This window comes from Stenotrophomonas sp. 2694 (assembly GCF_040548715.1).
GTDB lineage: Bacteria > Pseudomonadota > Gammaproteobacteria > Xanthomonadales > Xanthomonadaceae > Stenotrophomonas > Stenotrophomonas indicatrix.
The window spans coordinates 254,835-266,930 of the sequence record NZ_JBEPSG010000004.1 but is presented as its reverse complement, the minus strand read 5'-3'; the positions used below and the strand labels follow the sequence as shown (position 1 = coordinate 266,930).

General features: G+C 66.0%; 13 protein-coding genes and 2 tRNA genes. 10 read left to right on the top strand and 5 right to left on the bottom strand.

Annotation, left to right across the window (positions count from 1 at the left end):
• Positions 1–2: 2 nt before the first annotated feature.
• Complete coding sequence (locus ABIA73_RS07740; RefSeq protein WP_025876348.1) at positions 3–764, bottom strand: SDR family oxidoreductase; 762 nt, start codon at positions 762–764, stop codon at positions 3–5.
• A gap of 132 nt (positions 765–896) precedes the next feature.
• Here ABIA73_RS07740 and ABIA73_RS07735 point away from each other — a divergent pair, with 132 nt between their 5' ends.
• Positions 897–1,739, top strand: a complete 843-nt coding sequence (locus ABIA73_RS07735) for a bifunctional transcriptional activator/DNA repair enzyme AdaA (RefSeq protein WP_059064687.1) — start codon at positions 897–899, stop codon at positions 1,737–1,739.
• Positions 1,740–1,748: 9 nt separating this feature from the next.
• Here the strand turns inward: ABIA73_RS07735 and curA are convergent, their stop codons facing one another.
• Positions 1,749–2,768 (bottom strand): NADPH-dependent curcumin/dihydrocurcumin reductase, encoded by a 1,020-nt coding sequence (gene curA, locus ABIA73_RS07730; protein ID WP_354275605.1) that lies wholly within the window; start codon positions 2,766–2,768, stop codon positions 1,749–1,751.
• Positions 2,769–3,105: 337 nt separating this feature from the next.
• Here curA and ABIA73_RS07725 point away from each other — a divergent pair.
• The 7 genes from ABIA73_RS07725 to dxs all read left to right on the top strand — a co-directional run bounded on the left by ABIA73_RS07725 (position 3,106) and on the right by dxs (position 9,692).
• Positions 3,106–3,181: transfer RNA gene (locus tag ABIA73_RS07725), tRNA-Phe, on the top strand.
• 42 nt (positions 3,182–3,223) lie between these two features.
• Positions 3,224–3,299, top strand: a tRNA-Phe gene (locus ABIA73_RS07720).
• A 174-nt stretch (positions 3,300–3,473) separates the two neighbouring features.
• The gene (locus ABIA73_RS07715) at positions 3,474–4,040 is read left to right on the top strand and encodes a lipocalin family protein (RefSeq protein WP_025876343.1); all 567 of its coding nucleotides are present in this window, start codon (positions 3,474–3,476) and stop codon (positions 4,038–4,040) included.
• Between the two features lie 163 nt (positions 4,041–4,203).
• On the top strand, positions 4,204–4,680 hold the full coding sequence (locus ABIA73_RS07710) for an LEA/WHy family protein (RefSeq protein WP_025876342.1): 477 nt from the start codon (positions 4,204–4,206) through the stop codon (positions 4,678–4,680).
• 65 nt (positions 4,681–4,745) lie between these two features.
• Positions 4,746–6,536 (top strand): acyl-CoA dehydrogenase C-terminal domain-containing protein, encoded by a 1,791-nt coding sequence (locus tag ABIA73_RS07705; RefSeq protein WP_105164407.1) that lies wholly within the window; start codon positions 4,746–4,748, stop codon positions 6,534–6,536.
• Positions 6,537–7,013: 477 nt separating this feature from the next.
• Complete coding sequence (locus tag ABIA73_RS07700) at positions 7,014–7,679, top strand: HNH endonuclease (RefSeq protein ID WP_025876340.1); 666 nt, start codon at positions 7,014–7,016, stop codon at positions 7,677–7,679.
• 105 nt (positions 7,680–7,784) lie between these two features.
• A complete protein-coding gene (gene dxs, locus ABIA73_RS07695) occupies positions 7,785–9,692 on the top strand; it encodes a 1-deoxy-D-xylulose-5-phosphate synthase (RefSeq protein WP_032951912.1) in 1,908 nt (635 codons plus the stop codon).
• A 150-nt stretch (positions 9,693–9,842) separates the two neighbouring features.
• Here the strand turns inward: dxs and ABIA73_RS07690 are convergent, their stop codons facing one another.
• The 3 genes from ABIA73_RS07690 to ABIA73_RS07680 form a co-directional block, all read right to left on the bottom strand.
• Complete coding sequence (locus ABIA73_RS07690) at positions 9,843–10,046, bottom strand: hypothetical protein (protein WP_032978640.1); 204 nt, start codon at positions 10,044–10,046, stop codon at positions 9,843–9,845.
• 174 nt (positions 10,047–10,220) lie between these two features.
• On the bottom strand, positions 10,221–10,784 hold the full coding sequence (locus ABIA73_RS07685; RefSeq protein ID WP_025876334.1) for a DUF3011 domain-containing protein: 564 nt from the start codon (positions 10,782–10,784) through the stop codon (positions 10,221–10,223).
• Between the two features lie 130 nt (positions 10,785–10,914).
• Positions 10,915–11,121 carry a hypothetical protein gene (locus ABIA73_RS07680; protein WP_025876332.1) on the bottom strand — a complete coding sequence of 69 codons (207 nt, stop codon included), beginning with the start codon at positions 11,119–11,121 and terminating at the stop codon, positions 10,915–10,917.
• A gap of 416 nt (positions 11,122–11,537) precedes the next feature.
• On the opposite strand from ABIA73_RS07680, the gene ABIA73_RS07675 reads away from it, so the two are divergent.
• Positions 11,538–11,801 carry a hypothetical protein gene (locus tag ABIA73_RS07675; RefSeq protein ID WP_033831612.1) on the top strand — a complete coding sequence of 88 codons (264 nt, stop codon included), beginning with the start codon at positions 11,538–11,540 and terminating at the stop codon, positions 11,799–11,801.
• A gap of 11 nt (positions 11,802–11,812) precedes the next feature.
• Positions 11,813–12,046: a DUF1653 domain-containing protein gene (locus ABIA73_RS07670; RefSeq protein WP_025876328.1), complete on the top strand. Its 234-nt coding sequence runs from the start codon at positions 11,813–11,815 to the stop codon at positions 12,044–12,046.
• Positions 12,047–12,096: the final 50 nt, after the last annotated feature.

Genomic DNA, 12,096 nt, shown 5'->3' with positions numbered 1-12,096 from the left:
GCTCAGGTGCGGGTAATCGACACTCCTCCCTCGACACGCATCGCGCTGCCAGTGACGAAACTGCTTTCATCGCTGGCCAGGAACAACGCCGCGTTGGCGATCTCTTCCGGCTCAGCCATGCGCTTGAGGGCGTGCAGCGAGCGCACGAAATCACGCGCATCGCCCGTGGGCGCGGCCTGCCGGCCCATTTCGGTGTCGGTGCCACCGGGCAGCAGCACGTTGCTGCGTACGCCGCGCGCACCGTACTCGGCGGCGATCACCTGACTCAGGCCGATCAGCCCGGCCTTGCTCGCTGCATAGGCCGCCATGCCCGGGAATCCCACGGTGTGGCCGACGAACGTGCCGACGAACACCAGCGAGCCACCGCCGCGTGCCAGCAATGCCGGCAACTGCGCGCGCGCCGCATGGAAAGCGGCATCCAGGTTGGTGGCCACCACCTCGCGCCAGGCATCGGCAGGGAGCTCTGCGGTGGGCAGGCTGGGGCCGAGCATGCCGGCGTTGTTGATGGCGGCATCCAATCCGCCAAATGACTGTTGGGCCAGATCGACCAGCACCTGCGCGGTGGCAGCATCGGCCACGTCACCCGCATGCACGGCCACTTCGCCGCCGCTTGCGCGGATCTGCGCAGCCAGTTCATGAAGCGGCTGTGGGCGCCGCGCATTGAGGACCAGTCGCGCGCCCTCAGCAGCGAAACGCAGCGCGCTGGCGCGGCCAATGCCGGCGCTGGCGCCGGTGATGAGGATGATCTTGTCGTGCAGCCGCATGGATGTGCTCCGGGTTGGGATATGCCCGCAACCATGCGCCTGCACGGCCACGCCGACACTCCGTTTCCAGACCCGGCCGGCGGGTGCAGGAAACGGAGTTTCCACTGCCCTGGTGCATGCCAGAATCACGACATGGACAGCACCGCCGATATCGATCTGGATGCCCGTATTGAACGGGTCTGCCGTCATCTGCAGACCAGCGTTGACGAACCGTCGCTGCAGGAACTGGCCGACATCGCCGGCTGCAGCCCGTCCCGCCTGCATCGCCTGTTCAAGCAAGCCACCGGCGTGACCCCGAAGCAGTACGCCACTGCCCTGCGCGCCGACCGCCTGCGCGAAGGGCTGCAACGCCAGGACCGGATCACCGATGCCTTCCACGAGGCGGGATTCGGTTCCAGCGGACGCTTCTACGAAAATGCACCCCGCCTGTTGGGGATGACACCCAAGCGCTGGCGCGCGGGTGGCGGCGGCGAGGTCATCCGATTCGCGATTGCACAGAGCACGCTGGGCAGCGTACTGGTGGCAAGCAGCAGCACCGGCGTGGTCGCGATCCTGCTGGGCGATGATCCAGAAGCGTTGCTGTACTCCCTGCAGCAGCGCTTTCGGCAAGCTGAACTGGTGGGTGCCGATCGGGGCTACGAACACCTCATCGCCCAGGTCATCGGCCTGGTCGAAGAGCCCGCGCGCGGCACCGCGCTGCCGCTGGATATCCGTGGCACCGCCTTCCAGCAGCGGGTATGGCAGGCACTGCAGCGCATTCCGCACGGACAGACTGCGTCCTACGCCGACATCGCAGCGCGGATCGGCGCGCCGCGTGCCAGTCGTGCGGTAGCCCGCGCCTGTGCCAGCAATCCTCTCGCAGTGGCGGTGCCCTGCCACCGCGTGGTGCGGCGCGACGGAGATCTGTCCGGCTATGCCTGGGGCGTGGAACGCAAGCGCGAACTGCTGCGGCGGGAAAAGATGACCCGTCGCTGACGCGATCGCTCAATCCAGCTTCACCACCAGCTTGCCGAAGTTGCGCCCCTGCAGCAGGCCGAAGAAGGCTTCGGGTGCATTTTCCAGGCCCTGCACGACGTCCTCGCGATACTGGATGCGTCCATCGCGCAGCCACTGCGGCATGTCGCGCTCGAAATCCGGCCACAGATGCTTGAAGTCATGCACGATGAAGCCACGCACGGTCAGGCGCTGGCGCAGGACCTGGCTGAACAGCGCGGGCAGCCGATCCGGTCCGGGCTGCGCGACGCCGCGGGCGTTGTAGGTGGCGATGGTGCCGCACACCGGAATGCGCGCGAAATCATTGAGCAGCGGCAGCACGGCATCGAGCACATGCCCACCCACGTTCTCGAAGTACACGTCGATGCCATCCGGCACGGCAGCGCGCAGCTGTTCGGCAAAACCAGAGGCGCGATGGTCCAGCGCCACGTCCACGCCCAGTGTTTCCAGATACGCACGCTTGGCCTCACCGCCGGCGATGGCAACTACGCGCGCGCCTTGCAGCTTTGCCAACTGGGCCACGGTGGCGCCGACCGGTCCACTGGCAGCGGCTACCACCAGGGTCTCGCCGGGTTGCAGCTTGCCGATTTCGATCAGGCTGGAGTACGCGGTGAACCCCGGCATGCCGTACACGCCCAACGCTGTGCTCAGCGGCAGCCCGGCCGGATCCAGGCGCCGGCTGATCGCATCACCCGCCACCACGGCATGCGTCTGCCAGCCGCCGGGGGCCAGCACCAGCTCGCCCACCGCCAGGCCAGGCGCCTGCGACTGCAGCACCTCGGCCACGGTCTGGCCCTCCATCACCGCATCCACTGCCACCGGCGGTGCGTACGACGGGCCATCGTCCATGCGTCCGCGCATGTACGGATCCAACGACAGGTAGCGGTTGCGCAGCAGCACCTGGCCCGGGCCCAATGCCGGCAGCGGCACCTGTTCGAGGCGGAAATTGGCGGCGACCGGCGCACCTTGCGGGCGCGAGGCAAGCACAATGCGGGTAGTTGAATCGGACATGTCCAATGGCTCTGCTGCGGGCAGCGTCGGGAGAGGAACCGCGACAGTACGCCGCGCCCTGCCCTCGTGGGTGCCATGAAAACAGCGTTCCATCGGTGCCTTCCCCACTCCGCCGCTGCATCGCTTGCCCCGTCACCTTTGGCGCCAGCGACGGGCCGCTGTTTTCCGCGTCCGGCATTCCCGGTCAGGCCGGCTCTACGCAGGATCAACCACTTGCAGGTACTTCCGCTGGCCGCAGACACCAATGTGAAGGTTTTTTTCCAAAACGCTTGCCGAACCTGTCCTACGTCCGTAATATGCGCGTCCTCGGCAGCGACATCGCTGCAACGAAACAAGTGGCCGAGTAGCTCAGTTGGTAGAGCAGGGGATTGAAAATCCCCGTGTCGGCGGTTCGATTCCGTCCTCGGCCACCACTTTCGAAGACCTGCAGAAATGCGGGTCTTTTTTTTCTACATGGCCGAGTAGCTCAGTTGGTAGAGCAGGGGATTGAAAATCCCCGTGTCGGCGGTTCGATTCCGTCCTCGGCCACCATGTTCAAAGACCTGCAGAAATGCAGGTCTTTTTTTTGTCCGTGACGTTCCGTCCACGCACGACATGGATCGCGCCGCATCGATCCTGCGCGGATGCGGCACGTGGGTTGACGAAACATTCACACCTCCGCGTGCTTCGCAACCTACGCTCCAGACTCCTGCCCGGAGCCGACCAATGCGCTTGCACCCTGCCCTGCTCGCCTGCCTGCTGCTTTTCGCCGCACCGGCACTCGCTGCCGAGCCCGTGCGCGCGGTCAGCGAACTGGACATCGATCGCTATGCCGGCCAGTGGCACGAGATCGCCCATCTACCGGTGTCGTTCCAGAAGCAATGCGTGGGCGAGATCACTGCCAACTACGGGCTGCGCCGCGATGGCCGGATCAGCGTCACCAACGCCTGCCGCAAGGCCGATGGCGAGCGGATTGTCGCCGAGGGTGTGGCGCGGCCCGTTGCCGGGCAGCCCGGCCAACTGCAGGTACGCTTCGTTCCCGACTGGCTGAGCTGGGTGCCCCTGGTCTGGGCCGACTACTGGGTGATCGCGCTGGACCCGGACTACCAGTGGGCGATGGTCGGTGAACCCGGCCGCAGGTATCTGTGGATCCTCGCGCGCCTGCCGGAGATGGACCGCGCCCTGTTCGACCAGCTCAAGGCGAAGGCGCAAGCGATGGGTTACGACCTGGCGCCGCTGCGTTTGATGGCGCCCGTGCACGACGCGCCCGTGCGCGACGCGCCCGCCGACTGAGGCGCCGCCCGACCGGCGCACGCAACGTCTGCAATCCAGCATCGCGCACGCCTCGCGTGCATCTTCACGCGCTACCCTCTGTGGCCGGTCGCCGCGGGCGACCTTTTCCACCATACGCCGTAGTATGCTTATCCCACGCACCGCCTTCAGAGGACCTGCGCCCATGTTCCACCGCTTCCGTACCGTCTTGATCGTCCTGTGCACCCTGGCCTTGGTCGCTTGCGGCGATGGCATCGTCAAGCGCGTTTCGGAACCGGCCGCGAGCCTGCAGCAGCTGACCGTGCAGGCCAATGGCGACTGGACTGTCGCCCTGCGCCTGCAGAACTACAGTTCGATGCCGATGAGTTTCGACGACGTCGCACTGGCCCTGACCATCGGCGACACCGAGGCCGGCCCGCTGTCGGCCAAGCCGGGCATCTCCATCGGCGGCGTCTCTGCCGATGTCATCAACGTCAACTTCAAGCCCAGCCCGGCCGCACGCCTGGTGATCGCCGACGCACTGGCCAGCAATCGCACCCTCGCCTACAGCCTGAAGGGCACGGTGTCGGCCACGCCGCAGGAAAAGAAGCAGCGCACCTTCGATATCAACAGCCGCAGCACGCTCAACCAGGCCCCGGGCCTGCCCGGCGTGCTGCGCTGATTTCCGCTTTCCGCCGCGACGCATCGCGCCGCTCCCCCTGTTACTGATCAAATCGAGACGCACCGATGAGCAGCTACACCGCCCCGCTTTCCGACCTTCGTTTCGGCCTGCACGATGTGCTGAAGGTCGAGCCGCTGTTCGCCCGTCTTGGCTTCACCGACGCCACCGCCGATGTCGTCGATGCCGTGCTGGAAGAAGCCGGCCGCTTCAGCGCCAGCGTACTGGCCCCGCTCAACAGCGTGGGCGACGAGATCGGCTGCGTGCTCGACCAGGCCAGCGGCGAAGTGACCACGCCACCCGGCTTCAAGCAGGCCTACGACCAGTTCGTCGACGGCGGCTGGACCGGCCTGACCGCGTCGCCGGAACTGGGCGGCCAGGGCCTGCCGCACACGCTGGGCGTGCCGCTCAATGAAATGATCAACGCCGCCAACCTGGCCTGGGGCAACTTCCCGCTGCTGTCGCACGGCGCCATCGAAGCGCTGAAGCAGCACGGCGAAGCCTGGCAGCACGAGGCCTTCCTGAAGCCGCTGATCGAGGGCCGCTGGACCGGCACCATGTGCCTGACCGAACCGCATTGCGGCACCGACCTGGGCCTGCTCAAGACCAAGGCCGAGCCGAACGCCGATGGCAGCTATTCGATCACCGGCACCAAGATCTTCATCACCGCCGGCGAGCACGACCTGACCGGCAACATCGTGCACCTGGTGCTGGCCAAGCTGCCCGATGCTCCCCCGGGCGCCAAGGGCATCTCGCTGTTCGTCACCCCGAAGTTCAAGGTCGACCGCGACGGCAACGTCGGTGAGCGCAACGCGCTGCGCTGCGGCTCGATCGAGCACAAGATGGGCATCAAGGGCTCGGTCACCTGCGTGATGAATTTCGATGGCGCCCAGGGCTACCTGGTCGGCCAGCCGCACAAGGGCCTGCAGGCGATGTTCACCATGATGAACACTGCTCGCCTGGGTGTCGGCCTGCAGGGCATCGGCCTGTCCGAGCGCGCCTACCAGAACGCGCTGAAGTACAGCCGCGAGCGCCTGCAGTCGCGTTCGCTCAGCGGCGCCAAGTTCCCGGACAAGCCAGCCGACCCGATCCTGGTGCATCCGGACGTGCGTCGCATGCTGCTGACCATCAAGTCGCTGGTGGAAGGCAGCCGCCTGCTGGCCCTGCATGCGGCCACCCTGATCGACGTCGCCCACCATGCAGACGATGCCGGTGAACGCGAGCGCGCCGACACCCTGGTGAGCTTCCTGACACCGATCTCGAAGGCCTGCCAGACCGAATGGGGCATCGAGAACACCTACAACGCCCTGCAGTGCTTCGGCGGCCACGGCTACATCCGCGAACACGGCATGGAACAGCTGGCCCGCGATGCCCGCATCACCACCTTGTATGAAGGCACCACCGGCATCCAGGCGCTGGACCTGATCGGCCGCAAGACCGCGTCCAGCCAGGGCGCTGGCCTGAAACTGATGCTGGCCGAGATCGAGGCGTTCGCCAAGGCGAATGAAGGCAACGAGAGCCTGGCCGAGTTCATCGGCCCGCTGCGCGCCAAGGCAGCCGAATGGGGCAAGCTGACGATGGACGTGCTGCAGCGTTCGGCCGCCAATCCGGACGAACTGGGCGCAGCGAGCTACGACTACCTGTTCTATTCGGGTTATGTGGTGCTGGCCTACTGGTGGGCCCGCAGCGTTGCCGCCGCCGATGCCAGCGCACACGGCGCAGCATTCGCCCAGGGCAAGCGCGAGACCGCACGTTTCTACTTCGCCCGCGTACTGCCGCGCACCCTCAGCCACGCCGCCGCCATCCAGGCGGGCGCCGCACCGCTGATGGCAATGGACGACGAACGCTTCGGCGCCTGAGCCGGGCCGCGGTCGGCACCCACGGGAGTGCCGGCCGCTGGCCGGCAACCGCAACAGCTGGAGCAACAGCAACAGCTGGTTTCCTGCGGGATGGCGGGGTGGGTCCAATTGCGGGGGACGCTGCAAGTACGTCCATGTCAGCTCGGTCGCCGCATCCATGCGGCTCACGCCCCCGCAACCGGCCCCACCCCGCCTTCGACAATTTCCCGGTAGATCCACACCAAGCGTGGATGGAAACCACCCGTAATGCCTCTGGAGAAAAGCCCCCTTTTGTTAAAGGGGGCGCGCCGGCAGGCGCGGGGAATAGGAAGAATGCGCGGGCAACCCAGCGCGCCGACGGCGGGCCGGGTTGTTAAAGGGGGCGCGCCGACAGGCGCGGGGAATAGGAAGAATGCGCGGACCTGAATCTTGCGATTTGGGTTTCGCCCTCCGGGCGATACCCAAATCGCAATGATTCAGGTATAAGCTGTTTTCCCGATGGAGACAGACACTACACGCTTGGGTCTGATCGAAGCCGGAGCTCCGTTTTCTGCTCCGGGCGCCGAAGCATCGCCCAACGCCACGACGCTGCATCGCCCCGGCACGGTCCGGTTGCTCTCACTGGATGGTCATGGCCGGGTCCTGGACTGGATCACCTGGCAGGACGCCGCCTGCCTCTACGCCCGCGATGCCGTCGCCTGGACCCTCGGCGATCCCTGCCTGCACATCCACGGTGGGACCAATCGTCGCAGTGGCATGCAGAGCGGAATGGACCTGCACCCGATCATCGCCGCGCGCGGCCATGCCCGCTCGCGTGCACTGGACCCGACACCGAACCTGACCAACCCGGCCCTGTTCGCCCGCGATGCCCATCTCTGTCTTTACTGTGGACAGCAGTTCGGACGCCCGACCCTGACCCGCGACCACGTCATGCCCTTGTCCAAAGGCGGCCTGGATACCTGGGAAAACGTAGTCACCGCCTGCTTCCACTGCAATTCGCGCAAGAGCGACCGCACCCCGCAACAGGCCGGCATGCCGCTGCTGGCGGTGCCGTACCGGCCGAGCTGGATCGAGCACCTGATCCTGTCCAACCGCAACATCCTGGCCGACCAGATGGCGTTCCTGAGGGCCCAGCTGCCCAAGCGTTCCAAGCTCTGCACCTGAACATCCGGGAATGCAACCCTCACCGTCCTGTCACGGGCGGCGGCGTTTGCTTGCCCCACCCCCGTTTGAGGGCGAAAATGGGCGTTCAGAACAAGTGCGAACATGATGATCGACTCTGCCCGCTATCCCCGCCTCGCGCGCATCCAGACACCGGATGACCTGCGCACGTTCGACGAATCCGAACTGACGGCGGTCGCCGATGAACTGCGTGCCTACCTGATCGAATCGGTCGGCAAAAGCGGTGGCCATTTCGCCGCCGGCCTGGGCGTGATCGAGCTCACCGTGGCCCTGCACTACCTGTACCAGACCCCGGTCGACCAGCTGGTCTGGGACGTCGGCCACCAGACCTATCCACACAAGATCCTCACCGGTCGCCGCGACGAGATCCATACCGTCAAGCAGAAGGATGGCGTCGCGCCGTTCCCCAAGCGCGAGGAAAGCGAGTACGACACCTTCGGTGTCGGCCACTCCTCGACCTCGATCTCGGCGGCACTGGGCATGGCCATCGCGCGCCAGACCGAAGGTGATGATCGCAAGGTCGTGGCCGTGATCGGCGACGGTGCAATGACCGCCGGCATGGCCTTCGAAGCGCTGATGCACGCCGGCGGCATGGAACCGGAACCGAACCTGCTGGTGATCCTCAACGACAACAACATGTCGATCTCCGAGGCAGTGGGCGGGCTGACCAAGATGCTCGGCCGCGCCACCGGCAGCCGCACGCTCAATGCGCTGCGCGAAGGCGGCAAGAAGATCCTGGGCGACAAGAAGAACAATCCCGCGCGTTTCGTGAAGCGCTGGGAAGAACACTGGAAGGGCATGTTCGTGCCGTCCACGATGTTCGAGGAAATGGGCTTCCATTACACCGGCCCGATCGATGGCCATGACCTGCCGGCGCTGCTGTCCGCGCTGAAGACGCTGCGTGCCTCCAAGGGCCCGAAGCTGCTGCATGTGATGACCACCAAGGGCAAGGGTTACGAGCCGGCCGAAGGCGACCAGATCGGTTACCACGCGGTGGGCCCGTTCGATCCGGACAAGGGCTTGGTGGCCAAGACCGGCGCGAAGAAGCCCACCTATACCGATGTGTTTGGCGACTGGTTGTGTGACGCCGCCGCGGCCGAGCCGCGTCTGTATGGCATCACTCCGGCAATGCGCGAAGGTTCGGGCCTGGTGCGCTTCAGCAGGGAATATCCGCAGCGCTACTTCGACGTAGCCATCGCAGAGCAGCACGCGGTGACCCTGGCCGCAGGCATGGCCACCCAGGGCGGCAAGCCGGTGGTGGCGATCTATTCCACCTTCCTGCAGCGCGCGTACGACCAGTTGGTGCATGACGTGGCCATCCAGGACCTGGATGTGCTGTTCGCGATCGATCGCGCCGGCGTCGTCGGCCCGGATGGTGCAACCCACGCCGGCAACCTCGACCTCAGCTTCCTGCGCTGCGTGCCGAACATGGTGGTGATGGCACCCTCCAACGAAGCCGAGTGCCGGCAGATGCTCAGCACCGGCCTGCAGCACCCCGGCCCGGCTGCGGTGCGCTACCCGCGCGGCAGCGGTACCGGCGTGGATGCCGGCAGCGATCTGTCGACCCTGCCGATCGGCAAGGGCGAGCTGCGCCTGCAAGGCAACCGCGTCGCCCTGCTCGCGTTCGGCAGCACCGTCGCCGCCGCCGAACAGGTGGGTCGCGAACTGGGTTTGAGCGTGGTCAACATGCGTTTCATCAAGCCACTCGATCGCGAACTGGTACTTGCCATGGCCAACCAGCACGACGCCCTGGTAACGATCGAAGACAACGTGGTGGCGGGCGGCGCAGGTTCGGCCGTGGCCGAACTGCTCAATGCCGAGGACGTGCTGCGTCCGATCCTGCACCTGGGCCTGCCCGATGCCTTCCAGCATCACGCCAGCCGCGAGGACCTGCTGGCCGAGGCCGGCATCGATGCGGCCGGCATCCGTGCGGCCCTGCTCAAGCGCTGGCCGCAGCTGGCCGCCGGCAACCCGCCGTTGAGCGCGGCGGGCTGAGAGCGTTGCAGGGGTCTGGTGGGGCCAGGCCATGCGTGGCTCCCCAGGTTCCTCATCCACGCATGGCGTGGATCTACCAGATTGCTGGTGGCGCAAAAGCAGATCCACGCCATGCGTGGATGGCGCGGACCGTGCCGACACGCGGCGTGCTCAGCCGTAGCTGATCGCCTCGACAAACGCACCGCTGGACTCCACCCGCACCGAGGCGCGCTGGCCGGTATCGGTGAAATGCAGGCGGGCCAGGGTTTCGGCGAAATCGAAGGCACGGACGCCATCGCGGAACTCGATCGGCTCCGGCTTGTCCGGGTGCAGCACGCGCCATTGGCGCTGCTCACATTGCAGTCGGATCAACATGCGTTGCTCACTCCTTGAACAGCGTATCGACGACGAGAGAATGACCGCACCAGGCGCGACAGGAATGGCCAGTGCGAACCGGGACGCGCAAGGCGTCCCGGGAGTCGACAATACGAGGAAAGAAGTGTGATCGCTATCAGATTTTTCTGATCTTGAGCCGATTGCGACAACCGCTCAATTCACCTGGAACTGGGCCCTGCAGCCATTGCTGACCCAGATGCCACGGCGGTCCCAGCCCCAGGTCTGGCCTTCGATGCAGGCACTGCGCGATTCCTGTCGTACCAGACGCACGCCGCGACGAACCTGCGCATCGCAGTACTGCTGGCGCCGGTCATTGGAATGGCAGGCAATCACCTGGCCCCCACCACCCCACTGGCTTCCGCCCCAGCCGTTGCCACCACCGCCACCCCAACCACCGCCGCCACCGCCCGGCCGCCGGTATTCACCGACGAATTCGGCACGGCAGCCCTGGGTAACCCAGACACCGTAACGGGACTGGCCCCAGGTCTCACCTTCCACACAGGGGGAGCCGGACAACTGGCGGATCATGCGCGCACGCCCTTCCAGCCGGCACTCGTTGCTGCGGTTCTTGATCGATTCGCAGCGCACGATGCCATTGCCACCACGATCATCGTAGCGATCGTCGTAGCCATAGTTCTGCGCCTGCACGCCGCCAGCGGCAGCCATCATCGGCAACACGGCGCACGCCACGGTGCGCCAAGTGAGTCCCTTGCCCATCCCTTGTCTCCAGGTGAATACGGTGGAGGCAAGCATCAGGGATTCCCGGCGTGGCGCACAGAGGGAGCCGCGACGGCGGTTTTTCCCCCATTCAACCAACCCAACCGCAACTGACTGCGGCTGCGGTGGCTCAGCGGCCGAAGTGCAGCGCGTCGACCGCGGTGCCCAGCGCTTCCACGCGCACGGTGCTGTGCTGGCCGGTACGGCAGTGATGCTCGCTGGCACGCGAGGCAGCGGCATCGAAGGCGGCCGCACCGGTGCTGAACACTTCGGTCGCGCGTGTCTGCGGATCCAGGACGGACCAGCGCTGGGCGGTGCATTGGACAGTGATGACCATGATGGGCTCCTGCGGTTCTGGGAAATCGGGGACCGGCGCAAGGCCGATCTCCGATGCCCGACCAGCCTAGCCAGCGCCCCGGAGAAGACCTATCGGATTTATCCGAAAACTCCCCACCATCGCCTCAGAAAGCGCCCCCCATCACATCCCTGAGGCCATTTAGGAAACCCATTCCGTGACCCTTGTCACGAAGTCAGCCGCGCTTCACACTATCGTCATCAACAGGGGCCCCTTCCACATGCGCACCTCGCTTCCACTGCAGCGTTCGACGCTGCTGAAGTTCTATTTCGCCGCCAGCTACGTGGTATTGATCGAGGAACTGGTCCGCGCATCGCTGAGTTGAGGATCGGCCAGCGATGCTTGCCGCTGCTGCCGGGACCGAACAGACTGTCGGTTTACGGCACGGAGCCGCGCCCATGAAAGTCCTGATGCTGATCCCGCTGCTGGCTCTGGCCGCGTGTGCCAGCCCGGAAAAACCAGTCACCCATGACGCCGCCACACCCGTGGTTGGTGGCGATCGCGATGCGCACGGTTGCATCGGTTCGGCCGGCTATCAGTGGTGCGAACGCAGCCAGCGCTGCGAGCGCCCGTGGGAACTGGCACAGGCGCAGGGCCTGGCCAACACCGCCGAAGCCATCGATGCCTACTGCGCCACCCCGGCGTCGCCGGCACGCAGGTAACGGGCCCACCAATGACCGACCTGACCCCGCTGCCCGCGCTGGCACCTGGCCGCTACCGCCACTTCAAGGGTGGCGAGTACGAAGTGATCGACATCGTCCGCAGCAGTGAGACGCTGCAGCCGATGGTTCTCTACCGCGCTCTGTATGGCGAGGGCGGCCTGTGGGTGCGGCCCTATGCGATGTTCATTGAGCAGGTGCCCGGCGAGCACGGCCCGCAGGCGCGTTTCGCCCGCATCAGCGACTGAGCGGTGCGGCTCACGCCGCGCGCACGGTACCGCCGGGCATGCTGAAGACC